This window comes from Novosphingobium sp. ERN07 (assembly GCF_012641335.1).
Lineage (GTDB): Bacteria > Pseudomonadota > Alphaproteobacteria > Sphingomonadales > Sphingomonadaceae > Novosphingobium.
This window is the reverse complement of the sequence record NZ_JABAID010000003.1, coordinates 287213-312147: the sequence shown is the minus strand read 5'-3', so window position 1 is coordinate 312147 and position 24935 is coordinate 287213. Positions and strand designations below refer to the sequence as shown.

Sequence of the window (24935 nt, the reverse complement as noted above, 5' to 3'; positions counted from 1 at the left end):
AATCGCACGTATTTGCGACAAAGTGCATCTGTGGCACCAACTGCATTCCAGCAAAAAAAGATCACAAACGGTTTCTACAAAGATACCGAATGCGCTCCATTTATGCTGCATCTGCGAAAAAGGGAATTGCGATAACCGATGGCCTCCCCGAATGCCCACGCCGCAACTGGCGCGACGCATCACAATCCCCCGCGTTTCCGCGATTTTCTGCGCTGGGCGCGGCAGGTGCTTGGCCCTGATGCAGGATTCGTGCGGTTGGCCTTGCTCTATGGCGTGGCGATATCGCTGCTGTCGCTGGCAACGCCGATTTCGGTGCAATTGCTGATCAATTCGGTGGCCAACACCGCCCTGCCCGCGCCATTGCTCACGCTGGCGGCGATTCTGCTGGCGCTGCTGCTGCTGGCAGGCGTGCTCAGCGCGTTCCGGGTCCACTTGCTCGCCATGTTCGAACGGCGCTTCTTTGCCCGGCTCGTGGGGGAAATCACGCTGCGGGCGGTTCATGCGCAGAACCCGTTCTTTGTGGATTCGCGGCGCGGCGATCTGTTCAACCGATTCTTCGATATGGGGCTGGTGCAGAAATCGCTTACCAGCCTGCTCATCGCCGGGTTCACCATCGTGCTGCAAAGCATCGTCGGTCTGGTGGTGACGAGCTTCTATCACCCCTTCTTCCTCGCCTTCAATCTGGTGCTGGTGCTGACCGTGCTGGTGATCTGGCGCATCTGGGCCAATGCCTCCATCGCCAGCGCCGTGGCCAAAAGCCACGCCAAGCACGCCACCGCGCATTGGCTGGGCACGGTCGGCAATTCCAACGGCATCTACAAATCCAGTCGCCATATGGCCTATGCCATCGAACGATCCGAAGAGGCGACCGCAGGGTATGTTGCCGCACATCGCCGGCATTTCCGCTCAACCTTCAGCCAGACCATCGCTTTGCTGCTGCTTTATGCCTTTGCCAGCGCGAGCCTGCTGGCGATGGGGGGATGGCTGATCCTGCAGGGCGAACTGTCCATCGGGCAACTCGTGGCTGCCGAACTGATCCTGTCGGGCGTGTTCTACGGCATTGCGCAACTCGGCACTTATCTGGAAGTGTTCTACGATCTGTCTGCCAGCCTTGAAGAACTGCACCTGTTCTGGGAAATCCCGCAGGAAGCGCCGGTTCATGCCGATGCGCCTTCGCCGCCCGATGGCGCGATCCGCCTGCGCGATGTGCGCCATGCCGGGCAACGCTTCGATTTTGCCGTGCCCGCAGGTGCGCAAGTGGGCGTGCTGGCCGCGCCGGGTGTGGAACGCTGCCTCGTTACCCTGCTCAAGCGGCTCGACGTGCCGGAAAGCGGGTTCGTTTCGGTCGGCGGCGCCGATCTTGGCACGTTCGACATGTATCGCCTGCGATCCGACGTCATTGTGCTGGATCGTCCGACAATCGTGGAAATGACCGTGCGTGAATACCTTGGTCTCAGCGCGCCGGGCCGCTCGGAAACGATGATCGAGGCACTGGAACTCGTCGGGCTGGATCGCCGCGTCGGCGCGCTTGAAGGCGGTCTGGATGCCAAGCTTTCAGGCACTGGCTGGCCGCTTTCGGTGGGAGAAACGATGGCGTTGAAACTGGCAGGCGCCGTGCTGGTCCGCCCGCGCGTGCTGATGCTGTCCCCGCTTTATGACATGATTCCTCCTGCCCGGCTTGATCGCGTGCTGGCCGCCCTGCGCGAACACGGCACCACCGTGCTGCAATTTACCGAGCGTCCCGAAGGCTTGCACCGCGATTCATGGCTGTGGATCGGCACCGACGTTCAGCGCGAAGCGACCGACCTTGCGGAAATTGTCCCACTCGCCGCAGGGGAGCGTTGAGATATGGCTTCGGATAACAAACCGCTCGCCAATCGCGCCGGGCATCACGATCTTGGCGCATTCCGCACGTTCTCCGGCCTCAAAGTGCCGCGCACCACGCGCGTGCTGGGGCGGATGATCGCGGTTACCATTCCTTTGCTGCTGGTCTTGCTGTTTCTCGTCAACTGGGTGCAGACTGCGCCGGGACGGGGTGAGGTTATCGCGCTCAATCCCGAAGACCGGGTGCAGCAGGTGACGGCGCTGGTGCCGGGGCGCGTGGAAAAGTGGTTCGTGGTTGATGGCCAGCAGGTGAAAAAGGGCGATCCTATAGCCCGCATCATCGATAACGATCCCGATCTGCTCGTGCGCCTTGGCGCTGAACGCGAACAGGTGATTGCGCAGATTGCCGCCGCAGAGCAGGCGATGGCTACGGCCCGGCTTGATGTGAACCGCTACTCGCAACTTTACGCCGAAGGCCTTGCGGCGCGGCGCGATTACGAAGGCGCGCAGATCAAGGTGGCCGAACTCAACGCCAAGCTGGCCGAAACCCGCGCCAAGCTCAGCAAGGTAGACATCGCGCTGGGGCGGCAATCGGCGCAGCTTGTCCGCGCGCCGCACGATGGCCGCATCCAGTCGCTCAACACCGCTGCCGGGGCCACGCTGGTCAGCGCCGGAGACATGCTGGCAACGCTCGCGCCCGACAATGCGCAGCGCGTGGTCGAACTGCTGGTCGATGGCCGCGATGTGGCGCTGGTGCGCAAGGGGCAGCCGGTGCGCCTGCACTTCGAAGGCTGGCCCGCCATCCAGTTCAGCGGTTGGCCTTCCGTGGCGCAGGGCATGTTCGATGGCCGCGTCCTGACCATCGATCCTTCGGCGCAGACCAGCGGGCTGTTCCGCGTTCTGGTGGAGCCGATGCCCGGAAAGCCCGCCTGGCCTGACAACAACTTTGTCCGCCTCGGTTCAAAGGTGCGCGGCTGGATTCAGATGGAAACCGTGACCATCGGTTATGAATTGTGGCGGCAACTCAATGACTTTCCGCTTGAATTCCCCACCCCGGTCGATCCCGGCCCCTACAAGGGCACGGCGGCCAAGGCCCTGTCCGACAAGGCGGGAACCAAGGCCAAGGGCAGCAAGTCCGCCGGCTATGACAGCGAATACGGGAGCGAGGACGGCAAATGATCCGCGCCCTGACGAAAGGGACCATGCTGGCGCTTTTGGTCAGCGCGGCGTGTATCGCTGTGCCCGTAAGAGCACAGGAAAAGCCCGTCGCCGCCACGCCAGCCGCGCGCGAACTGACGCTGGCCGATGTGCTGGAATCGTCGGCCACCCACGCCCCGCAGATCATCGAGGCGATGGCCCGCCAGCGGCAGGCCGATGCCCGCGCGCTTACGGCGCAAGGCGCGTTCGACCTCGTGTTCAATGCCGAAGCCAACACCCGCCCGCTGGGCTATTACGACGGCTCTACCGCCGAGGTTTCCGCCTATCGGCCGATGCAGAACAACGGCGGGCAACTTTATGGCGGGTATCGCGTCTCGACGGGCAGCTTTGCCAGCTATGACGGAAAGCAGATCACCAACCAGCTTGGCGAACTGAAAGCGGGCGCAGTGTTCTCGCTGCTGCGCGATCGCATGATCGACGAACGGCGCGGGCGGGTTGCCATTGCCGAGGGCGATATCGAACTCGCCGCGCTGGACCGCGATCTCGTGGCCATCGGCGTGCAGCGGCGCGCCATAGAGGCCTATCAGCAATGGGTGGCGGCGGGCCTGCGCGTGCGCATCTATCGCGAACTGTTCGAGCTGGCCGAAGCGCGGCAAGCCTCGATAGAGGAGCAGATCAAGCTCGGCGCGCGCCCTGCTATCCTTGGCGTGGAAAACCAGCAGAACATCATGCGGCGCAAATCGCTGATGGTGCAGGCCGAACAGAACCTGCAATTGCAAGCCAATGCGCTGTCGCTGTTCCTGCGCGATGGTCTGGGGCAGCCGGTGATCCCCACCGCAGACCGTCTGCCCCCACGCCTGACCGATGGCGTCACCCCGCGCCTTGTTGATCAAAGCGCGGCGATTGCCGGGCGGCCTGATTTGCAGGCGCTGGTCACGCGGATCGAACAGGCGGGCATCCGCGCCAGCCTTGCCGCCAACGAACTGAAGCCGCGGCTTGATGTTCGGGCAGAGGCTTCAAAGGACTTCGGCCCCGGATCGCCCGTCCGCCGCCCGCTGGAAGGCGCGGTGGGCCTGCGCTTTTCGGTGCCGCTGGAACAACGCGCGGCAAAAGGCCGGATTGCCGAAGTGGCGGCAGAGCAGGATGCGCTGCAAGTGCGCCTTCGCTTTCTGGAGGAACAAATCGGCGTGGAAATCGCCAATCTGCGCACGCAGGTGGGCGGTGCGGAAAAGCTGGCCGGGCTGGCAACGGCAGAGGCCGCCCTCGCCCGCCGCATGGCCGAGGCGGAGCGGCGGCGGTTCACTTTGGGAGCGAGCGACTTCCTGCTGGTCAACCTGCGCGAGGAATCGTTGGCTGATGCCACGATCCGCGAAATCGACGCAAACTACCGCCACGCCGCCGCGCAGGCAGAGCTTGTGGCGGCCTTGGCGGACCGGGAACAACTGCGTCTCTGAACTGCACCTAGATGCACCTAGGCGCACCTAGGCGCACCAAACTCACCCCAGACGGCAGCTTTCCATCGCCTCACGCGCCAATGCGGCAAGCCTTGGCAGCGCCTCGGCCCGTTCCTTCGCCTGCGCGTTGGAAGCGGTGCCACGCAGCACCCGCCCCTTGATCCCGTGAAAGATCGCGGCGAGGCGGAAGAAGTTGAAGGCGAGGTAGAAATCCCAGTTGGCAATCTCCGTCCGCCCCGTCCGCGCGCAGTAAGCGGCAATATATTCCGCTTCCGTCGGCAGGCCGAGCGGCGCCGGGTCCGCCCCGCCGAGACCCGCCACAATATCGCCCGGCATCCGGTACATCATCGCGTGGTAGGCAAAGTCCGCGAGCGGATGGCCGAGAGTGGAAAGTTCCCAGTCCAGCACGGCCAGTACGCGCGGCTCGGTTGGATGGAAGATCATGTTATCACAGCGAAAATCGCCGTGGACCACGGTGGTTTCATCGCCATCGGGAATGGCCGTGGGCAACCATTCGACCAGCGCATCCATATCGGGCAGGCGACCCGCCAGATCATCTTCCAGATACTGCTTCGACCAGCGGCCGATCTGGCGGGCGAAGTAATTCCCGGGGCGGCCAAAATCGCCAAGGCCAACACTTTCGTGGTCGACCGAATGCAGCGCCGCGATCACGCGGTTCATCTCGTCGAAATAGGCGGCGCGGTGGTCCTTTGGAACGTCACTGAAGGCCGCGTCCCAGAACACGCGCCCTTCAACCATGTCCATCACATAGAACGCGCTGCCGATCACGCTTTCGTCCTCGCACGTCCCGAAAATCCGGGCGACGGGAACTTGGGTGCCGTAAAGCGCGGTCTGCACGCGGGCTTCGCGCAGCACGTCGTGCGCGCCTTTCAGCAAAGGCCCCGGCGGTTTGCGGCGCAGCACATAGCGCGCGGTCGGCGTGGTCAGCTTGTAGGTCGGGTTGGATTGCCCGCCGTTGAACTGCTCGACGGTGAGCGGCCCGGCAAAGCCATCGACATTCGCCGCCAGCCAGCCCTCAAGCGCCGCTTCATCGAATGCAACGCGGACCTTGCCCGCGCCTGTGTTCGCTTCTGCCAGATTACCGCTCATTGCGCGTGCTTCCAATCGCGGCGCAGCTTTTTGGCAAGGCTCCACTTGTGGACTTCGGTCGGGCCGTCATAAATGCGGAAGGCGCGGACTTCGCGGAACATCGTTTCAACGATGGTCTTGTCGGTCACGCCCGTGCCGCCCATCACCTGCACGCACTTGTCTGCCACGCGCATCAGCGCTTCGGAGACGGCGACCTTGGTCATGCTGCTTTCCACCGTGCCGAGCGATCCGGTGTCGAGCACGCTTGCGCACCAGTCGATCATCAGTTCGCACTGCTTCAGATCGATCATGTTTTCCGCCAGCATGAAGCCGACGCCTTCGTGATCAATGAGTTGCTTGCCAAAGGCCATGCGGCGGTTGGCATAATCGACCGCGATTTCCTGCGCACGGATGCAGCCGCCCAGCCAGCGCATACAGTGCGAAAGCCGCGCCGGGGACAGGCGAATCTGCGCGTATTTGAAGCCTTCGCCCGCATCGCCCAGCATCTGGTCGGCGGGCACGCGCAAGTTATCGATTGTCACTTCGGCGTGGCAGCCGGGCATTGAACTGTCGATGGTGTTGGGCACTGCGGTGATCTGGATGGCGGGATCGGGCAGATCGACCAGGAACATGCAGGCCCCGCCCGCGCTGTCCGGGTCTTCCGACTTGGCCATGACGATGCCGACCTTGGCCCCTTGCGCTCCGGTGATGAACGCCTTCTTGCCGTTGATTATCCAGTGGTTGCCGTCCTTGCGGCAAGTGGTGATCATCATCGATGGGTCCGCGCCCGCGCCCTGAAGCTCTGCCGGTTCAGTCATGAAAAAGGCCGAGCGTGCACGGCCCGAAACCAGCGGTTCGAGGAAGCGCTTTTTCAGGTCCGGGCTGCCGACCTTGCCGATCAGATACATGTTGCCTTCGTCGGGGGCCTGCGTGTTGCATGCCAGCATGCCCAATGGGGTGAGGCCGGACTTGATCAGGATCACCGCCGTTTCGCGCTGGTTGAAGTGGCCGCCGTCATTGCGGATGTGCGGGGTGAGCACGCCAGCTTCGCGCGCCAGTTCGCGCAGTTCCATCACCAGTTCGTCGGTCGGTGCGCCGTGATGATCGCGACGGGGATCCTGCTCATAAGGAAACACCTTCTCGCGCACGAAAGCCTCTACGCGGGCGGCCATTTCCAGTGCTTCGCTGCTGATCGTCACGATCCTCATCCTTGTCCGTTGGTTTGCCGTAGCGTTTCGGCGGAAACTTCGCTGACTGCACCTGACGAAAACAATGGGCCGGGGGAAGCGCCAAAGCCCTTGCCGCACACGATCTGTCAAAAATGAGGCAAATGCGAAAAAAGGGGCGGCGAAGGATCGCCGCCCCTGAAGTGAAAGAACCCTGCATCTGCAGAGCCCTTCGGGTCGCAGTGAGGGGAATATCCAAAACGGGCGGATCACGATGTGCGCGTTTTCACACTTCGCACGCGCGAAAGCGCACGACAGCGATGACAATTGCCGCCATGCGCCAAAAACGGCGTGTTCAGGTTCTTTGGGCCAACAGTGGCTGATTCGCGGCGGTGACCTCTTTGCACTGGTCGGCGGAATGCGGCTGCTTTGGGCCCGCCGGACCAGCTTGGCGCTGGTTGGCAAAGCTGTAGCGCCATGTTGCACTGCGGGAGATTAGGGGGAACCGGTGAGGCAGGTTGGCGTTTGAATTCATGTCAGCCAGCCACAAATGGAATCCGCATTGGACCCGCAAGGCCCCCATGCCGTTATTGAACGCGCCCTTGATCTGCCACCAGCCCGCCTGCCAGCACGGGCGAGCCTGTTTCTGGACTTCGACGGCACACTAGTAGATCTGGTCGACCGGCCCGATGCCGTGCAGGTGACAGATCGCGTGCGCGCGCTGATTGCAGCCCTGTGTATGCGGCTGGACGGCAGACTTGCGATCGTCACCGGCCGAGAGGTGGCCTTCGTGCGCCAGCGCCTTGGGCTGCACGGTGTGGGCATTGCCGGAAGCCACGGGCAGGAAATCCATTTTGCTGACGGCACGAAGAATATTACCGAACCTCCGGCCGGGCTGGCCGATGTGGCAGATGCCATCGCGCTGGCGGTGCAATCGCATGAAGGCGTGTTGGTAGAGCGCAAGCCGCTGGGTGTCGCGCTGCACTATCGGATGGCCCCCCAGCTTGAAGGGTGGAGCCACGCGCTGGCGACAGAGATGGCAGTCGCGCACGGCCTGCACTTGCAGCCCGGAAAGATGATGGTGGAGCTGCGCGCGCCCGGTGGCGACAAAGGCGGCGCCGTGGCGCAATTCCTTGATACCCCACCCTTTGCCGGCACCACGCCGATCATGCTGGGCGACGATCTGACCGACGAGCCGGGCTTTGCCGCCGTATCAGCGCACAATGGCTGGGGTGTGCTGGTGGGGCCGGAGCGACAGACCGCTGCGCGCTATCGCCTTGAAGGCGTGCAACACGTGCTGGCGTGGCTGGAAGGGGCGCTGGCCAAATGAGCATGGAACTTTGGCCCATTGGCAACTGCCACGTATCCGCACTGGTGGACGAAGCCGGGCGCTTTGTCTGGGCCTGCGTGCCGCGCGTCGATGGCGATCCGCTGTTCAGTGCGCTGCTGGGTGGAGAAGTGCCGGAAAGCGGGTTTTGGGATATTGCGCTGGATGGTGTGGTCCGCACCGCGCAGCACTATGTCCGCAATACGCCGATCCTTGTCACGCGGCATGAGGACGATCACGGCAACGCCATCGAAGTGACCGACTTCTGCCCGTTCTATGGCCATTCCGGGCGCACGTTCCGCCCGGTGGCCTTCGCCCGAATCGTGCGCCCCATCAGCGGAAGCCCCCGCATCACCGTGCGCCTTCGTGCCACGCGCGATTGGGGCCGCCCCTCGCCCGGCGTGATCGGCGGCACCAGCCACATCCGCTATCCCGGCCCCGCCATGACCATGCGCCTGACCACGAGCGCGCCGGTGGGCATGGTGGCTGAGGAGCGCACGTTCCGGCTGGAGCGGCCGCTTCATTTCTATCTTGGCCCGGACGAAAGCTTTACAGGCAATATCGCGCACACGCTGGACGAGATGCTGGAGCGGACCTGCGTGGAATGGCGCGGCTGGGTGCGTGGACTGGCCATCCCGCTGGAATGGCAGGACGCGGTGATCCGCTCTGCCATCACGCTGCGGCTGTGCCAGCACGCAGAAACCGGGGCCATCGTGGCCGCGCTGACGACATCGATCCCTGAACACGCAGGGTCCGAACGCAACTGGGACTATCGTTATTGCTGGATACGCGACGCCTATTACACGGTACAGGCGCTGAACCGGCTGGGCGCGCTTGATGTGCTGGAGAACTATCTCTCATATCTGCGCAATATCGTGGACGGTGCCAAAGGCGGGCATATTCAGCCGCTATATGGCGTGCTGGGCGAAGCACGGCTGGAAGAGGGCTTTGCGCCGGATCTACCCGGCTATCGCGGCATGGGTCCGGTGCGGGTGGGCAATCAGGCCTATGAGCAGATCCAGTACGACGCATATGGCCAGATCGTGCTGTCGAGCGCGCAGGCCTTTTTCGATCAGCGCCTGTTGCGCCCGGCGGGTATCGAGGATTTCGAAGCGCTGGAAAAAGTGGGCGAGCGCGCTTGGGCCAGCCACGATCAGGCTGACGCAGGCCTGTGGGAACTGCGCACGCGGCAATCGGTGCACACTTACTCGTCGGCCATGTGCTGGGCAGCATGTGACCGGCTGGGCAATATCGCCACCACGCTGGGGCTGCAGGACCGTGCCGCGCTGTGGAACGACCGTGCGGCGACAATCCGCGCAACCATCGAGACTTCGGCATGGCGTGAGGAAACGCAGCGCCTCTCGGCCACGTTCGCGGGCGACGATCTTGACGCCAGCGTTCTGCAATTGCTCGACTTGCGGTTCCTTGCGCCCGACGATCGGCGCTTTCTTTCCACCCTCACCGCCATCGAGGAAGGGCTGCGGCGCGGTTCGCACATGCTCCGCTATGCCACCGAGGACGATTTTGGCCTGCCGCAGACGGCCTTCAATGTCTGCACCTTCTGGCTCATCGAAGCGCTCCACCTGACCGGACGGTCGGACGAAGCGCGCGCCCTGTTTGAGGAAATGCTGATGCGACGCACCAAATCCGGCCTCCTTTCGGAGGATATCGATCCCGTTTCCGGCGAGCTTTGGGGCAACTTTCCGCAGACCTATTCGCTTGTGGGCATCATCAATTGCGCTGGCTTGCTGAGTAAACCGTGGACGTCGATACGATGAGCCGCCTTATCGTCATATCGAACCGTGTCAGCGCGGGCGGCGGGGCGCAGGGTGGACTAGCGGTGGCGTTGTCTGCCGCGCTACGTGCCAATGGCGGCATCTGGTTTGGCTGGTCGGGGGAAGTGACCGATCATTTCACCGGCCACATCAATTTCCAGCGCACCGATGGCGTGGCCACCGCAACGGTGGATCTCGAAGAACAGGACGTCGAGGAGTACTACAACGGCTATGCCAACCGCACCCTGTGGCCGCTGTTTCACTATCGCATCGATCTGGCCGAATACGAACGCAGCTTTGCCGGGGGATACGAGCGCGCGAACCAGCGCTTTGCCGAAACGGTGTTGCCGCTGATCGAACCCGAAGATGTGGTGTGGGTACAGGATTATCACATGATCCCGCTGGGCCGCGAATTGCGCAACCGGGGCATCAAGAACCGCATTGGCTTTTTCCTGCACATCCCCTGGCCCCCGCGCCGCCTGCTGGGTACGCTGCCCGAAGCTGCCGCGCTGGTGGAGACGCTGTTCGGCTATGATGTGATCGGTTTCCACACGCAGGAATGGCTCGATTCCTTCGTCGATTTCGTCAAGGCAGAGATGGGCGCGACGGTGGACGAAAGTGGCGTCGTCCGCTGCAACGGCCGCAGCGTTCGCCTCGTCGCCTGTCCCATCGGGATCGATGCAAGCGCGTTCGAAGAGATGGCCCGCGGCCTGACTGCTCGCCGCACCTATGAAAAAGTGCGCGCCAGCCTTGTCGGGCGGGCGCTGATCGTGGGCGTCGATCGGCTCGACTATTCCAAGGGGCTGGAAGAGCGGTTTCTGGGCTACGAACGCTTTTTGGAGGAGCACCCGGAAGAGCGGAACAGTCTGGTTCTGCTCCAGATCGCGCCGCCATCGCGGGGGGCGGTGGAAAGCTACCAGCGCATTCGGTCGACGCTGGAAGGGCTGGCGGGCCGGATCAACGGCGCCCATGCCGAGCTGGATTGGGTGCCGATCCGCTATGTCAACCAAGGCTATCCACGCGATGTGCTGGCAGGCGTCTATCGCGCAGCGAAGATTGGCCTTGTCACGCCTTTGCGCGATGGAATGAACCTTGTCGCCAAGGAATATGTCGCGGCCCAAGACCCGGACGATCCCGGCGTGCTGATCCTTTCGCGCTTTGCAGGGGCAGCAGAGCAGATGCCGGAAGCCCTGCTCGTCAACCCCTATAGCGCCGAGGAGTTATCGGACGCGCTGCAGCGCGCGCTGCGCATGTCGCTGACCGAGCGCAAGATGCGCTGGAGCGCGATGATCGAAGACGTGCGCCAGCGCGATGTGATGTGGTGGCTGGAAAGCTTCCGCGAATGTCTGGAAGCTGATGTGTCGGCGGACGGTACCGTGACCGAACTCAACCGTTCAGTGGCGTAACCAAAAAAAGGCGAGCGGGATCCGAAAGGATTCCGCCCGCCCGATTGCCGACCTGCCGATAGGAAGCGAGCAGGCCGGCGAGGGAGAGGTGTTTAGAACTTCACGCCAGCGCGCACGCCATAAGTGCGCGGATCGGAGAAGTTGATCGCGCCGAACGCGCCTACGCCTGCGCCCGTCACCACGAGATTGTCCTCAAGGTTTTCGACGAAGCCCGCGATGTAGAAGCGGTCATTCGGCGCGTTGTAGGTGATCGAAGCGTCGGTCTTCGAGTAGCCCGGCTGCTGGAAGTACACGAAGTTCGCGAGATCGGTCACTTCATACTGTCCACGAGCCGAAGTCTGCGCATCAAGAACGACCTTACCTTCGCCGACCGGGATCGTGTAGTTCACGCCCGCGAGCCAGCTCCACTTCGGGCTGCGATTGAGCGCACGACCAGCAAAGCTGATGGTGGGCTGCGGATTGAACTGGTCATAGCGCGCATCGAGATAGTTCAGCGCAAGACGTACGGTGAAGTTGTCAACCGGCTGCAGCGTTGCATCCAGTTCGACGCCATCGACTTTCGCCTTCGCCGCGTTGGTCGTCACCTGGCAGGGGCCGCCGCAGACGTTCGCAACCTGCGAAAGCTGCAGGCCCGAATAGTCGTAATGGAAGACAGTGCCGTTCAGGCGGAATTCGGGGCTGATCTTGAACTTGAAGCCTGCTTCGTAGGCGGTCAGCGTTTCAGGATCGTAGTAAAGCGCTGCGGCAGGCAGCGCGCAGCCCGGTCCGGTGCCAGCTTCGCAACCGTCGTTGAAGCCGCCAGCCTTGTATCCGGTCGATACCGAGGCATAGATCAGGCCCAATGCACTGTCGTAATCCACGCCAGCGCGCCAGGTCACCTTGCTGAAGGTGCGGCTCGCATTGTTGGTCTGGAACGTGGTGCGGCCAAGGAAAGTGCCAATGTTGGCCGAGTCACCAACAAACGAATAGGCATCGAGCACAGTTGCACCCACGCGCGATTTAAGATCGTGGGAATAACGCACGCCGCCGGTCACGCGAAGATCTGGCGCGACCTCAAGTGTGGCCTGCCCAAAGGCTGACTTGTTCTCGGCGATGGTCGGCTTCTGCGGAAAACCAAAGCGCGTGTTGGGGCCGAGCAGGTTGTTGATGAAGAAGGCGATGCCCGACTTCTCCTTGAAGTAATAACCGCCAACCTGCACTTGCAGCGGACCGTCACCGCCGTAGGCAAGACGCACTTCCTGCGAGGTCTGCCAGTACGAACCGTAGAAGTCTGCCGTCGTTGCCGTCGCACCGAGGTTGCTAAACTCCTTGCGGTCCGATTCACGGTACGACCCAAGGTAGGTCAGCGTGACGTTGCCCATCGTGTAGTTCAGTTCGCCCATCACGCCGCGATCGGTGTTGTCGCGGAAGGCGTACTGGCCCTGACGTGCGGAAAGAGTGCGCCCGGCAGTGGTATCGGGTTCGACATATGTCGGGCGTTCGAAGGTCGTGCGCGCACCGCTCACCACGTTGGTGTAGAAGTTCGAAACCGGCACGCCGTTGCTCGGGCTGCCCTTCTGCCAGCTATAGTCGCCCATGAGCAGCAGGCTGAGATCGGGCGACGGCTTGAACAGGGCCGAAACGCGGACGGCCTTGTTGTTCTTGAACTTGCCGATGCCGATGCCGTCAGCGGCATTGCCGTCGATCAGGTAGCTGTCACGCTGGTCCATGTTGCCAGCCACGCGGAAAGCGATGGTGTCGCTCAGCGGAACGTTGATCGATGCGGTGGCGTTGATTGCGTCGAAGTTGCCGTAGACAACGTCAGCGCGTGCGCCGAATTCGAACTTCGGCTGTGCGGTGATGATGTTGACCACACCGGCGGTCGAGTTGCGACCATAAAGCGTGCCCTGCGGGCCGCGCAGCACTTCGATACGTTCGATGTCAAAGAAGGAAACTTCCTGCGCCTGCGGGCGGGCGATGTAGATGCCGTTGACCATGAAGGCTGCCGAAGGATCGCCCTTTTCGGTGCCGTCGGTGCTGGTCACGCCGCGAATCGTGATCTGCAGGCCGTTGCCGCGCACGATCGAAAGGTTGGGGACGGTTTCTTCAAGCTGGGTCGGGTTGGTGATGCCCGATGCGATAAGATCGTCACCGGCCACGGCCGACATCGCGATCGGCGTCTTCGACAGCAATGATGATGTGCGGTTGGCCGTCACCACAATATCGCCATCAGCGATCTGGTTTTCTGCGGCATCCTGCGCTTCTTGCGCCATAACCGGGCTTGCTGTCAGCGCGAACGCAGACACCAGGCAGGCAAATTGCAGTTTCCTCATAGCACTCTCTCCCTCGAAACAACCTGCGTTGATCGGTGGACAGCGCTGCCAACAAAGTTGGCACCAAGGAGAGAGATTCGCCGGAAGTATGCTTCCGCGCAGCGATTCTGGCTCCTCCCCGTCCGCGGCCTTGCTCGCCACCGATCGTTATGGTCACGGTCTTACACACCACTTTTGACAGCGCAAGCCAGAAATGTGGCAAAGTGTAACGAATTTGGATGTCGGCATACCAGAACTATTGAAAATCACAGTTCGGTATGCACGGCTTGCTACCTGTGATCACTGTTCACAAACGATGCGAACCGTTCGAGCGCGCCCGATGCGTTGAACATGTGCGCGCGCATCTGCTTGGCTGCCTCCTCGCCATCCCCGCGCATGATGGCTTCCAGCAGTGCGCCATGCTCTTCGCGTGAAAGGGCGGGGCGTCCGTCTTCACGAAGTTGTGCCCGCCGGAACGCGGCCATGCGTTCGCGCAGGGCCTTGGCCTGTTCCACGATGAAGGCATTGTGCGTGCCTTCATAGATCGAATCGTGGAAACGCCAGTTCAGCCGGTCGTATTCGTCGATATCCCCGCGCGCCACGGCATCGGCGGATTCTTCGTGGATTCGCCGCAGTCGGTTGCGTTCCAGCGGCGTCATCCGCCACGCTGCAAGGCGCACGCACAGCGCTTCGATCTCGGCGGAAAGCTCGAACATTTCAAAGATGCGTTCGGCGGTCATCGCGGCCACAACGGCCCCGCGGCGCGGGCGCATTTCAACCAGACCCGATGCGGAAAGCTGGCGCAAAGCCTCGCGCACCGGGGTTCGTGATGCCCCGAATCGCGTCCCAAGCTGTTGTTCGTCCAACTGCGTTCCGGGCGCGATCAAGCCTGCGGTAATCTCGTCGGCCAGCGCCATTCTGATGCGTTCGGACAGCAGCGGAACGGTTGAGGGGTCTTGCTCTGCATTCACAGGTGTTGCATTCCCAAATGTGCGGATACGCGAATCTTGCATACACGATGGCCGGAAACAACCGGTGTCACCACATCAGTCGCTCACCACAATCAACATGGGTGCCCCTTTGGCCGAATCTGCCGCGCATTCTATCCTGTCCCTGTTCCTTGCCACTTGCAGGGCATCGCCAGAGGCACCGTTCCTTATTGCCGAGAACGGCAGCGTGCTGACCTATGCCGCAGCGCGTGCCCGTTCTGCGCAGCTTGCCCACGCTTTCCGCGCATCGGGCGTGCAGCCGGGCGACCGGATCGCCGTGCAAGTGGAAAAGTCGCAAACCGCGCTGCTCACCTATCTTGCCGCATTGCAGGCAGGCGCGGTCTACTTGCCGCTGAACACCGCCTACACGATTGGCGAAGTGCGCTATTTCCTTGGAGATGCGAAACCCGCGCTGGTTCTGTGCCGCCCGGATGACGAACCGGCGATGGTTGCGCTCTGCGCCGATCTTGGGGTGCCGGCATGGCTCACGCTGGATGCTGACGGCACCGGCGGAACGCTGATCGATGCCGCTGCGGGCCAGCCCGAAATTTTTGACGCCGAACCTGCAAAGGCCGATGGCCTCGCCGCCATCCTCTACACCTCCGGCACCACGGGGCGCAGCAAGGGCGCGATGCTCAGCCACGCGAACCTTGCCTCAAACGCGCTGACCCTGCGCGAATATTGGCGTTTTACCGCGCAGGACCGCCTGCTCCACGCGCTGCCGATCTTTCACACCCACGGGCTGTTCGTGGCGACCAACGTGACGATTGCGGCAGGCGCGGCAATGATCTTCCTGCCGAAGTTCGATGCCGATGCGCTGGTTCGCCTGATGCCCCAAGCCTCGGTATTGATGGGCGTGCCCACGTTTTACACGCGGCTCCTCGCCCACACCGGCTTCACACGTGACCTCGCCGCCGGGATGCGCCTGTTCGTCTCCGGCTCTGCGCCGCTTTCTGCCGAAACGCACAAGGAATTCAGCGCTTTGACCGGCCACGCCATTCTTGAACGTTATGGCATGACCGAAACCAACATGAACACGTCAAATCCTTATGACGGCTTGCGCAAGCCCGGCAGTGTCGGCTTCCCGCTGCCCGGTGTGGCCGTCCGGATTGCTGATCCTGAAACCGCCACCGTTCTGCCGCAGGGCGAGATTGGCGGGATCGAGGTGAAAGGCCCCAATGTGTTCGGCGGTTACTGGCAGATGCCGGAAAAAACCGCGCAGGAATTTCGCGCCGATGGGTTCTTCATCACCGGCGATCTCGGTTTCATCGATGCTGAAGGCTATGTCCACATCGTTGGCCGGGCCAAGGATCTGATCATCGCGGGCGGGTTCAATATCTACCCCGCCGAAGTCGAGGCCGCGCTGGATGAACTTCCCGGCATTGCCGAAAGCGCGGTGATCGGCGTGCCGCACGCCGATATGGGCGAAGCGGTGGTCGCGGTGGTCAAATCCACCAATGAAGCGCTTGATCAGGCTGCTGTGCTGGCCGCGCTGAAAGACAGCCTCGCCCGCTTCAAGCAGCCGCGCGCGGTCGTCTTTGTCGAAGAACTGCCGCGCAATACGATGGGCAAGGTGCAAAAAGCCCTGCTACGGGAGACTTACGGGAAACTCTTCAGCGAGTGATCGAAGTCGGGAGGGGATAAGAACAATGATCCTGCTATCGATGGCGATCCTGATCGTCATCTTTGCCGCCGCCGTGTGGCTGCCGGTCAACATGGGGCTGATCGGCCTTGCCGCCGCGCTGGGCCTTGGCGTTTTCGTTGGCGGACTATCGGTGAAGGACGTGCTCGCGGGCTTTCCTACCGATCTGTTCCTGACGCTGCTGGGCATCACTTATCTGTTCGGCATCGCCAGTCGCAACGGCGCGATAGACTGGCTGGTGGCGCGCGCCGCCGGGATGCTGGGGCGGCACACGGCGTTCCTGCCCTTGCTGGTCTTTGCGGTCGCGGGCGTGCTGACGGCGCTGGGCGCAGTCGGGCCCGCCGCCGTTGCCGTGGTCGCGCCAATTGCGTTGCGCTTTGCCCGCAGTCATGGATTTTCGTCGCTGATGATGGGGCTGCTGGTCGTCCACGGCGCGCAGGCCGGGGCGTTTTCCCCCATCTCGATCTATGGCGGCATTACCAACAAGGTTCTGGCCTCTAGCGGGATAGAGCCTGATCCAATGTATCTGTTTCTCGCCAGCGCCGCGTTCAACGCCGCTCTCGCGCTGGTGATCTGGGCGTTCTATGCGCGCCGTGAAGCTGCCAGCGGCATCACGCACGAAGGCGTGGCCGAAGCGCCGCCCGTTCTGGGCCGCGATGGTGCATGGACGCTGGCAGGTCTTGCTGCGCTCGCCATCGGAGCATTGCTGTTCAAGATCGACATCGGGTTCATGGCGCTGCTGGTGATCCTCGCGCTTGCCATAGTTGCGCCGCGCACGCAGGAGGGTGCACTCAAACAGGTGGATTGGTCCACAATCCTGCTGATTTCGGGCATCGTCATCTATGTCGGCCTGATGGAAAAGCTGGGCACGCTGGCTGCTGTCAGCGACATGATCGGGCAAGTCGGCTCGCCCGCGCTGGCGGTGTTGCTGCTGTGCTATCTGGCAGGAGTCGTATCGGCTTTCGCTTCGTCCACCGCATTGCTGGGCGTGATGATCCCGCTGGCGGTGCCGCTGCTGGCGGGATCGCAGCTTTCGGTCATGGCGGTGATATCGGCATTGTGCATTGCCAACACCATTGTCGACACATCGCCCTTCTCAACCAACGGCGCGCTGATCGTCGGCAATTCGCCAGAGTCGGAACGGCCGGCAATGCTGCGCAAGCTCCTGGGCTATGCCGCGCTGATCGTAGGGGTGGGTCCGCTGCTGGCTTGGGCCGTGTTTGTGGCGGTTTAGACGGGGTTAGGTGCGCGTAGGTGCATCTAGGTGCAGTTCAGAAAGCGCCGTTCAGGCCGTGCCATTCGAACCATTCGGCATAGGGATGGCAGTGCGCCGCCACCACCGTGCGGCCAGAAGCACTGCTGCCGTCCCACTGCGTGACCTGAAGCTCCACAGCGCTGCGATCCGCGCTCCATTCCATGCCGATGCGGGCCAGCGGGCGCGAAGGGGTGGCAGCCTGAGCGGCAAAGCTGATTGCCGCATCCACGGCGGCGCGTTCGACTTCGGGCATATATTGCACGACCATCGAATGGACCACCACCCGCCGCGTGCCCTGACGCTGCGGGCGGGCAAGCTGCGCGGCAAGCCAGCGACTGGCAAGACCGGCGGCGACTTGCGGCGGGTGTGACCGCGCAACCGCGATGGCCGCGCGAAGGCGCACGCTGCGGGCGCGCTCACCCGCCCAGATATAGGCGTGGAGCCGCTCACAATCGGCATCGTCAAGCGCATCAAGCGGGCTGAGATCGACGCCTACCGCGCGTTCGATCGCCAGCGGCCCCGGCGGCGGGGAACTGCCATGCCAGCGCGGCGCAATCTGCACGGAATTGTGAACATCACCGCTGAACGTCCTGCCCATCACGCAGCCATAGCGCGCAAGATTGAGGTTCAGCCCGGCACTGCTGCCAAGTTCGAGGAGTTCGCAAGGCAACGGTGAAACGGCGTTCAGTTCGAGCAGGGCCGCAACGAAACCGGCAACGCGGGCCACCTCGTTGGTCTGGGTGGGACCGGCCATCCATTCCATGAGTTCGCCGCTATGGTGCGCCAGCACATCGGCCAGCAGAAGATCGAGCAAGCCGGGTGCAGGCCGGGTATCGGCGGTGGCGGAGCGATAGAGCCGCTGCAATGCGCCGTGCCTGCCCGAACGCGCCAATGCGTGCAGCCCGGCGTTGAGGCGGAAGATCACGCCTGCCCCAGCAATATCGCCGGGCCAGCGTTCGATACATTGGCGCATTTGCGGGGCATTGGGCAAAACGCGGGCAAGGCTTTCCATGAGCGCGGCGATGAAGGTCTTGCCGAACCCTTCTGCTTTTTCTGCCTCGATCCGCAATTGCGCTTCGGCGCGACCCGTGCCGAAGGGCGCAGGCCCGCGCAAGGTTTCATCAACTGTGGGAAGTAGCGCGGACAGGGGCAAAACGGATACTTTCGCTGAAACCGATAATTATGCTTAGACCGAAAATAGGCGTTCATGCCGAACAGGGTGCCAATGCAGGATAGGGGTAAGTCCGTAGATCGCGCGTAAGGTGATGCAAATATCTGTAATATCGGTAGTTTTACATAGCCCCGCACAACATCAGGGTTAATGGCCGGTGACTATCGGTGATCCTCGACGAGAAATCGACCCGTTCAAGTCGACATGAGGATATCGATGCGCAAATTTTCGCTTCTTGCTGCCACCCTGCTTGGCACGACCATGCCGCACACCGCGTGGGCTGGCGATGGGGTTCCTGCCCCTGATGGTGGCGCAAACGAAAAGGCAGCTTCGGCAGCTCCAGCCAAAAAAGCCTTCAGCACGGGCGTCGCGAAAGGGCGTGACCTGCTGGACACCGCGATTTCCGCCAGCGTGATCGACGAGGCAGACCTTGCCAAGCTTTCGGTCAGCTCGGTCGCTGGCATCATGCAGAACATCCCCGGCATCCGGTCCGAAACGTCGGATACTGACGGCTTTTCCGCGATTACCGTGCGCGGCCTTCCGCTTTCGGCTGATGGATCGAAGTTCCTGCAATTGCAGGAAGATGGGCTGCCGGTTCTGGAGTTTGGCGATCTGCACTTCGCATCGGCCGACCAGTTCCTGCGCGCGGACCTTACGCTTTCGCAAGTGCAGGCGATCCGGGGCGGTTCGGCATCGACCTTTGCCTCCAATTCGCCCGGCGGCGTGGTGAACCTGATTTCGCGCACCGGTGAAACGGCGGGCGGACTTTTGCAGGTTTCAAGCGGCATTGGCCACGATCTGAAGCGCATCGATTTTGCCTATGGCAGCCCGCTGGGGGATGGCTGGCGGTTCCATGTGGGTGGTTTCTATCGGCAGGGCGAAGGGCCGCGCGCCATCGGCTACGACGGGTTCAAAGGCGGCCAGATCAAGGCCAACGTGACCAAGGCGTTCGAGGGCGGTTTCATCCGTTTCTATGCCAAATACATGGACGACCGGCAGCCCAACTATTCGCTGTTCCCGATCCTGCTGACGGGCACCAACGATGCGCCCAAGGTGAGCGATCTGCCGGGTAACGACATCCGCAGCGATGCCTTTGAATCGCACTATACCCCACGTTATCTGGGCGTGGACCAGAACAACAACCCGACCACCTTCGATGCGCAGAACGGTTTGCGCGGCGTGACGAAATCGGTGGGGCTGGAAGCGCAGTTCGACGTGGCAGGGTGGACGGTCAGCAATCGCTTTCGTTTTGCCGATATCGGCGGCGAGTACAACGAAAGCATTCCGATGATCACTGCCCCTGCCCCTATGGTTGCCGGGCTTTTTGGCGGGCCGGGTGCAACGCTGGCTTATGCTGGCGGACCATCGGCAGGGCAGGCGATCAGCGATGCGCGGCTGCTGGCTTATTCGATCCGCATCAACGCGAAGCAAAACCAGTTGGACAACGCGACGAACGACCTGCGCGCAAGCCGCGTGTGGACGGTGGGCGAAGGCAAGCTGACGACCACGGCAGGCGTCTATAACGCTTCGCAGACGGTCGACATGTACTGGAACTTTGCCAATGCGATCAACGATCTGGCAGGCGGCGGAGCCAATGCGCCGGTCAACCTGACCAGCGCGGGCGGCGTGCCGCTAACCGATGGTGGAACCTATGCCTATGGCTTTGGCTTTGGCGTGCCGCTGGCGGCCTATCACACGCGGTATGATGTGAACTACAAGGTTCTGGCACCCTATGCTTCGGCCAATTACCAGATCGGCAAGCTGGCCATCGGTGGTAGTCTGCGCTGGGATCGCGGTTCGGTGAAGGGCCGGGTGTTTTCATCCAGCCTTGGTGGCGGGCGCATCGGAGAGACGGCGCTCGACATCAATCGCAATGGCACGATCTCTGTTGCGGAAACCAAGGTGGCGATCCTTCCGCTGACGCAGCCTGCGGCGGTGGATTACGACTATGACTACGTTTCCTATTCGACCGGCGTGAACTATCGCGTGGCAGAGCCGTTTTCGGTCTTTGCCCGCTACAGCCGGGGGGCGCGCGCCAATGCCGAGCGCATTCTGGGCGCAGGCTCGCTCGATCCCAACAGCGGCGCGCTGATCGATCCATCGACCGCCTATAACGTGGTCAAGCAGGCCGAAGTGGGCCTGAAGTTCCGCAAGGCCGGGCTGACCGCCTATGTCACCGGGTTCTGGGCATCGACCGGTGAGCGGAACTATCAGATCGGCGCGGATGCCAGCGGGCAGGTGGTGGTGATCCCGATCAATCGCACCTACAGCGCCAAGGGCATCGAGTTTGAAGGCGAGGTTCGCGAAGGGCCGTTCGCGCTCACGCTGGGTGCCACCTGGACCAATGCATCGATCACCAAGGATTTCACCGATCCGGCGCTGGAAGGCAATCGCCCACGCCATATCCCGACGTTCTCGTTTCAGGCGCGGCCTGAAGTGAATCTGGACAAGGTTACGTTTGGCACCGTGCTGAACGGCACGACCAGCAGCTTTGCGCAGGACAGCAATGTGCTGAAGCAACCGGGTTATGTGCTGGTCAGCCCGTTCGTGCAATTCCACCCCGTGGACCGCGTGACCTTGGGCGTGAATGCCTTCAACGTGTTCGACAAGCTGGCCATCGTGCAGATCGCATCGGCGGCCATTCCCGCAGGCGGGCTTACCAACGCGCAGGTCATGAATGGCCGCACGGTGACCGCATCGCTTCGTTACGCTTTCTGATCCCCAAGTGGCCCGTCTCCCCACCCCTGCGGGGGGCGGGCTGCGCCCTCAAGTTCGAGGAAACCTGACCGTGCTGAGCAATTCTGCGCTGGAACGCATGAACATTCCCCGCCGCCTCGGCCTTTCGTTCGTGGCGCTCAACGTTACGGCCGCGATCATGATGATCGTGTTCGGCGTAAGTCTGGCGATGGTATCGAGCGTAACCGCGCGCAATACCGAAAGTCAGGCCGTGCTGGCTGATACGCTGACGCTGGAAACCGCATTGCTGCGGCAGAACAGCCAGTTGCGCGGATTTCTGGTGACGGCCGATGAAAGCTACCTCAAGTCCTATTACGAAGGGCGCGACGATTACGACAAGGCTTCGGCTGCACTGGAGGCTCGGCTGAACGACCCTGCCTTGCAGGAATTGGTGCGCACATCGCGCAATGAAACGCTGAAATGGCGTGAGAACTGGGGCGACAAATACATCGCAGTGGTCAAATCCGGCCAGCGCGATGCCGCGCAGGAAGCCATCCGCGCCGCAGGCAAGGCGGTGCTGGTAAGCGATGCAGTGCTGCCACTGCGCGCGGTTCGCGATGCGCAGCACGACGCAATTGCCGCTGATACGGCACGGCAGGAAAGCGCTGTCCTGTTTGCGTGGATTGCGCTTGGCGTGGGCGGTGCGCTGCTGATCGGGCTGGCGCTGATGCTTTCACGCAAGCTTTCGCATTCCATCGCAACGCCGATTGCGGATCTTACCCATACGATGTCGGCTCTTGCCGATGGCAACAACGATATCGCCATTCCCGGCACGGATCGCAGCGACGAACTGGGCGCGATGGCGCAGGCCGTGCGGTTCTTCCGCGATGCCGCGCTGGAACGCGCGCGGGCCGTGGCGGACCGCGAACAGGCGATGGCCAAGATCGGCGCGCATCTGCACGCGGTGGCCAATGCCGATCTTTCGGTGCGGTTGACCGATGTGCCGCCTGCATTCCAGACCGTTGCGCGCGATTTCAACGAAGCGATGGAGCGGCTGTGTCAGGCGATGGGGCTGGTGCAGGACAGCATCATGGCGATCAACCTGACATCTGGCGAAATCCAGCAGGCCACCACCGACCTTGCCAATCGCAGCGAACAGCAGGCATCGAGCCTGCAGGCATCGTCATCGGCAATGGATCACCTGACCACGCAGATCGAGGATTATGCCCAGATCGCCGCAGATGTGAGCGGATCGATGGTCGAAGCGCGCAGCGAGGCCGAGAATGGCGGCAAGGTTGTGGGCAAAGCCATCGAAGCGATGGACAACGTGGCGCGGGCCAGCGCCGAAATTTCCGACATCACCACGATGATCGACGGCATCGCCTTCCAGACCAACCTGCTGGCGCTCAATGCGGGCGTGGAAGCGGCCCGTGCCGGTGAAGCGGGCAAGGGCTTTGCCGTGGTCGCCTCCGAAGTGCGTGCGCTCGCCCAGCGTGCGACCGAGGCTGCCAACGCGATCAAGCAGCGCGTGGAAGCGGTGACCAGCCATGTGCGTTCGGGTGTTTCCTTGGTGAACGAAACCGGATCGGCGCTGGAGACGATCATCAGCCGGGTTGGCACGGTGACCGCATCGATCTCCACCATTGCCGAAACGGCGGGTGAGCAGAGCGTCGCGCTGCGCAAGATCAATCAGGCCATCGGCGCGATGGACCAGATGACCCAGCAGAACGCCGCAATGGTGGAAGAAACCAATGCCGCGACCAAGAACCTGACGCAGGAGGCGGGTCAGCTTTCCAGCGCCTTTGCAAGCTTCAAGATCGGGGACGAGCGGCCGCGTGCATTTGGTGGTGGCGCTGTTGCGCCTGTCCGTCGCAACGCGCCGGTGGCACCGCTGCCGGTTGCCGCATCGGCACCGCGGACGGCACCGCCGCCGCCGGTTGTGAGCGGGAACCTTGCGCTCGATAACGATTGGTCCGAGTTTTAAAAACGCGGTTTGCGCTTTTCCACGAAGGCGGTGGTGCCTTCGTGGAAATCCGCAGCCGTGAAGGCTGACGCGAAGATATCCAGCGATTGCGCGTCTTCGGCCACTTGGCCATCTAGCACCTGCCGGACGAACTGCTTCAGCGCGCGGGCGGAAAAGGGCGATGCGGCAAGGATTTGCGTGACCAACGCGTCTTCGCTTGGCGCCTGTTCCTCGACAAGGCCGATGGCCTGCGCCTCGTCCGCGCCCAGTAACATCCCGGTGTAGAGCATCCGCCGCGCCTGCCCCGGCCCGACGAGATCGACCAGCAGCTTCACATCGTGCAGCGGATAGACGAGGCCAAGCTTTGCCGGCGTGATGCCAAAGCGGGCCTGCGGTCCGGCCACGCGGATATCGCAGGCGAGCGCGATGCCGCAGCCGCCACCCACGCAATCGCCTTCGACCATTGCCACGGTTGGCAGGGGAAAGCGCGTGAGTTCGTATTGCGCGCGGTTGATCGCGGCCTGATTATCCGCGCGCCACTGGGCATCGTCCTTGCGAGCGAGCAGTTCGGCAATGTCTGCACCTGCACAGAATGCGCCGCCGTTTGCCGATTTGACGACAAGGACGCGCAACGCCGGATCGGCGGCGGCTTCGGCCAGCAGTTCGGGCAGGCGCTGCCACATGGCAAAGGTGAAGGCATTGCGCTTGTCCGCGCGGTCGATCAGCAGACGGGCGATGGCGCCGTCCGTTTCGAGCCGCAGTGTCATGCCGTGGTGCCTTTCGTCATTGCCGTTGCGGCGCGCATGGTGCGTGAAGATGAGGCTGGCAAGCCCTCTTGACGCGGGGCAGGATAAATGAGAACCTACATTCCAATAAAGTAGCGACGCCAGATGTCGCCAGGCAAACGCGGCCATTGGGGCTGCGCGGGGCCGCCGATTGGGAGATCGACGTGTTGCCTGCCCTTACGCTTTCATCGTGCATCGAATGGCAGTTTGCCGAAGCTGGAGACCTTGCCGCGCGCATCCATGCCGCCAAGGCTGAGGGTTTTGCGGCAGTGGAGTTCCACTTGTGGCGGGACAAGCCGGTTGATGCCATTGCTGCTGCGCTGGCCGATACGGGTGTGGGACTGACCGGCCTGTGCGTCGATCCGCGCCGTTCCATCGTGGACCCCGCCGAACGTGGCGAGATGGTGGATGCGGTGCGTGAGACGATTGCCGCCACCGCCTGCCTCGGCAAGCCGCCGCTCATCGTGGCATCGGGCTTTCGGGTAGAGGGGATGAGCGAGGAGGAACACTTCGCCAATGCCGTTGCTGCGCTAAAAGCCGCTGCCGCGCTGGCCGAAGAGGCAGGCGTGCTGCTGCTGCTGGAGCCGCTGAACACGCGGCTGTTCTCGGCCATGTATCTGGTCAGCACCACGCTGGGCCTTGATCTGGTGGAGGCCGTGGGCAGCCCCAACCTGCGCCTGCTCTACGATGTGTGGCACAGCGCGGTGATGGGCGAGGATATTGCCGAAGTGCTGCAAGGCCGCGTCCACCTTGTCGCCCATGTGCAGGTGGCCGACATGGACGACCGGAACGAGCCGGGCACCGGGACGGTCGATTGGGCGCATGTCATGCGCACGCTGGAAAGCCTTGGCTATACCGGCGCTATCGGGATGGAATATTTCCCGACCCTGCCAATGGACCAGTCGCTTGAGCTGACCCGCAAAACGCTGGCGCTCTAACAGAAAATTGTGCTGCGATCCGGGAG

Annotated in this window: 17 protein-coding genes; 11 read left to right on the top strand and 6 right to left on the bottom strand. The window is 62.6% G+C overall.

Going from position 1 to position 24935, the window contains the following annotated elements; all coding sequences use genetic code 11:
* Positions 1-138 precede the first annotated feature (138 nt).
* Genes HGI47_RS06845 through HGI47_RS06835 form a run of 3 tightly spaced genes read left to right on the top strand, consistent with a single transcriptional unit; the run spans position 139 to position 4436 of the window.
* Entirely contained in the window at positions 139-1845 is a 1707-nt protein-coding gene (locus tag HGI47_RS06845; protein WP_168852053.1) for an ABC transporter ATP-binding protein, read from the top strand.
* A gap of 3 nt (positions 1846-1848) precedes the next feature.
* Positions 1849-3003 carry an efflux RND transporter periplasmic adaptor subunit gene (locus HGI47_RS06840; protein WP_206066039.1) on the top strand — a complete coding sequence of 385 codons (1155 nt, stop codon included), beginning with the start codon at positions 1849-1851 and terminating at the stop codon, positions 3001-3003.
* Complete coding sequence (locus tag HGI47_RS06835) at positions 3000-4436, top strand: TolC family protein (RefSeq protein ID WP_240950035.1); 1437 nt, start codon at positions 3000-3002, stop codon at positions 4434-4436. Before HGI47_RS06840 ends, HGI47_RS06835 begins: the two co-directional genes overlap by 4 nt.
* 42 nt (positions 4437-4478) lie before the next feature.
* On the opposite strand, the gene HGI47_RS06830 is transcribed toward HGI47_RS06835, so the two are convergent.
* Entirely contained in the window at positions 4479-5546 is a 1068-nt protein-coding gene (locus HGI47_RS06830) for a phosphotransferase (protein WP_168852052.1), read from the bottom strand.
* Complete coding sequence (locus tag HGI47_RS06825; RefSeq protein WP_370521653.1) at positions 5543-6724, bottom strand: acyl-CoA dehydrogenase family protein; 1182 nt, start codon at positions 6722-6724, stop codon at positions 5543-5545. The genes HGI47_RS06830 and HGI47_RS06825 overlap by 4 nt, the downstream gene beginning before the upstream one ends.
* A gap of 517 nt (positions 6725-7241) precedes the next feature.
* On the opposite strand from HGI47_RS06825, the gene otsB reads away from it, so the two are divergent.
* Genes otsB through HGI47_RS06810 form a run of 3 tightly spaced genes read left to right on the top strand, consistent with a single transcriptional unit; the run spans position 7242 to position 11199 of the window.
* Complete coding sequence (gene otsB, locus HGI47_RS06820) at positions 7242-8021, top strand: trehalose-phosphatase (RefSeq protein WP_168852050.1); 780 nt, start codon at positions 7242-7244, stop codon at positions 8019-8021.
* Entirely contained in the window at positions 8018-9796 is a 1779-nt protein-coding gene (locus HGI47_RS06815; RefSeq protein ID WP_168852049.1) for a glycoside hydrolase family 15 protein, read from the top strand. Before otsB ends, HGI47_RS06815 begins: the two co-directional genes overlap by 4 nt.
* Complete coding sequence (locus tag HGI47_RS06810; RefSeq protein ID WP_168852048.1) at positions 9793-11199, top strand: trehalose-6-phosphate synthase; 1407 nt, start codon at positions 9793-9795, stop codon at positions 11197-11199. Before HGI47_RS06815 ends, HGI47_RS06810 begins: the two co-directional genes overlap by 4 nt.
* A gap of 92 nt (positions 11200-11291) precedes the next feature.
* Here the strand turns inward: HGI47_RS06810 and HGI47_RS06805 are convergent, their stop codons facing one another.
* Together HGI47_RS06805 and HGI47_RS06800 are read right to left on the bottom strand one after the other, a co-directional pair.
* Positions 11292-13511, bottom strand: coding sequence for a TonB-dependent receptor (locus HGI47_RS06805; RefSeq protein WP_168852047.1), 2220 nt, complete (start codon positions 13509-13511; stop codon positions 11292-11294).
* A gap of 269 nt (positions 13512-13780) precedes the next feature.
* Positions 13781-14461 carry a GntR family transcriptional regulator gene (locus HGI47_RS06800; protein ID WP_370521652.1) on the bottom strand — a complete coding sequence of 227 codons (681 nt, stop codon included), beginning with the start codon at positions 14459-14461 and terminating at the stop codon, positions 13781-13783.
* A gap of 109 nt (positions 14462-14570) precedes the next feature.
* Here HGI47_RS06800 and HGI47_RS06795 point away from each other — a divergent pair, with 109 nt between their 5' ends.
* Both HGI47_RS06795 and HGI47_RS06790 read left to right on the top strand, forming a co-directional pair.
* Positions 14571-16103: a malonyl-CoA synthase gene (locus HGI47_RS06795; RefSeq protein ID WP_240950034.1), complete on the top strand. Its 1533-nt coding sequence runs from the start codon at positions 14571-14573 to the stop codon at positions 16101-16103.
* Positions 16104-16128: 25 nt separating this feature from the next.
* Positions 16129-17355, top strand: coding sequence for an SLC13 family permease (locus HGI47_RS06790; RefSeq protein WP_168852045.1), 1227 nt, complete (start codon positions 16129-16131; stop codon positions 17353-17355).
* 37 nt (positions 17356-17392) lie between these two features.
* On the opposite strand, the gene HGI47_RS06785 is transcribed toward HGI47_RS06790, so the two are convergent.
* Positions 17393-18490 carry a DUF2332 domain-containing protein gene (locus HGI47_RS06785; protein ID WP_168852044.1) on the bottom strand — a complete coding sequence of 366 codons (1098 nt, stop codon included), beginning with the start codon at positions 18488-18490 and terminating at the stop codon, positions 17393-17395.
* 273 nt (positions 18491-18763) lie between these two features.
* Here HGI47_RS06785 and HGI47_RS06780 point away from each other — a divergent pair, with 273 nt between their 5' ends.
* Together HGI47_RS06780 and HGI47_RS06775 are read left to right on the top strand one after the other, a co-directional pair.
* A complete protein-coding gene (locus HGI47_RS06780) occupies positions 18764-21265 on the top strand; it encodes a TonB-dependent receptor domain-containing protein (protein ID WP_240950033.1) in 2502 nt (833 codons plus the stop codon).
* Positions 21266-21335: 70 nt separating this feature from the next.
* Positions 21336-23207, top strand: a complete 1872-nt coding sequence (locus tag HGI47_RS06775; protein ID WP_168852043.1) for a methyl-accepting chemotaxis protein — start codon at positions 21336-21338, stop codon at positions 23205-23207.
* Here HGI47_RS06775 and HGI47_RS06770 read toward each other — a convergent pair.
* Positions 23204-23953, bottom strand: coding sequence for an enoyl-CoA hydratase/isomerase family protein (locus HGI47_RS06770; RefSeq protein ID WP_168852042.1), 750 nt, complete (start codon positions 23951-23953; stop codon positions 23204-23206). The two genes, HGI47_RS06775 and HGI47_RS06770, sit on opposite strands and share 4 nt — an antisense overlap.
* Positions 23954-24135: 182 nt before the next feature.
* On the opposite strand from HGI47_RS06770, the gene HGI47_RS06765 reads away from it, so the two are divergent.
* Positions 24136-24909 (top strand): TIM barrel protein, encoded by a 774-nt coding sequence (locus HGI47_RS06765; RefSeq protein WP_370521651.1) that lies wholly within the window; start codon positions 24136-24138, stop codon positions 24907-24909.
* The last annotated feature ends 26 nt before the right edge of the window (positions 24910-24935 follow it).

Excerpts from the sequence above, each read along its gene's own strand:
- HGI47_RS06845 (WP_168852053.1), top strand. The coding sequence starts at position 139 with ATGGCCTCCCCGAATGCCCACGCCGCAACTGGCGCGACGCATCACAAT.
- HGI47_RS06790 (WP_168852045.1), top strand. The coding sequence starts at position 16,129 with ATGATCCTGCTATCGATGGCGATCCTGATCGTCATCTTTGCCGCCGCC.
- HGI47_RS06835 (WP_240950035.1), top strand. The coding sequence starts at position 3,000 with ATGATCCGCGCCCTGACGAAAGGGACCATGCTGGCGCTTTTGGTCAGC.
- HGI47_RS06805 (WP_168852047.1), bottom strand. The coding sequence starts at position 13,511 with ATGAGGAAACTGCAATTTGCCTGCCTGGTGTCTGCGTTCGCGCTGACA.
- HGI47_RS06830 (WP_168852052.1), bottom strand. The coding sequence starts at position 5,546 with ATGAGCGGTAATCTGGCAGAAGCGAACACAGGCGCGGGCAAGGTCCGC.
- HGI47_RS06770 (WP_168852042.1), bottom strand. The coding sequence starts at position 23,953 with ATGACACTGCGGCTCGAAACGGACGGCGCCATCGCCCGTCTGCTGATC.
- HGI47_RS06810 (WP_168852048.1), top strand. The coding sequence starts at position 9,793 with ATGAGCCGCCTTATCGTCATATCGAACCGTGTCAGCGCGGGCGGCGGG.
- otsB (WP_168852050.1), top strand. The coding sequence starts at position 7,242 with ATGGAATCCGCATTGGACCCGCAAGGCCCCCATGCCGTTATTGAACGC.
- HGI47_RS06780 (WP_240950033.1), top strand. The coding sequence starts at position 18,764 with ATGCGCAAATTTTCGCTTCTTGCTGCCACCCTGCTTGGCACGACCATG.
- HGI47_RS06840 (WP_206066039.1), top strand. The coding sequence starts at position 1,849 with ATGGCTTCGGATAACAAACCGCTCGCCAATCGCGCCGGGCATCACGAT.
- HGI47_RS06815 (WP_168852049.1), top strand. The coding sequence starts at position 8,018 with ATGAGCATGGAACTTTGGCCCATTGGCAACTGCCACGTATCCGCACTG.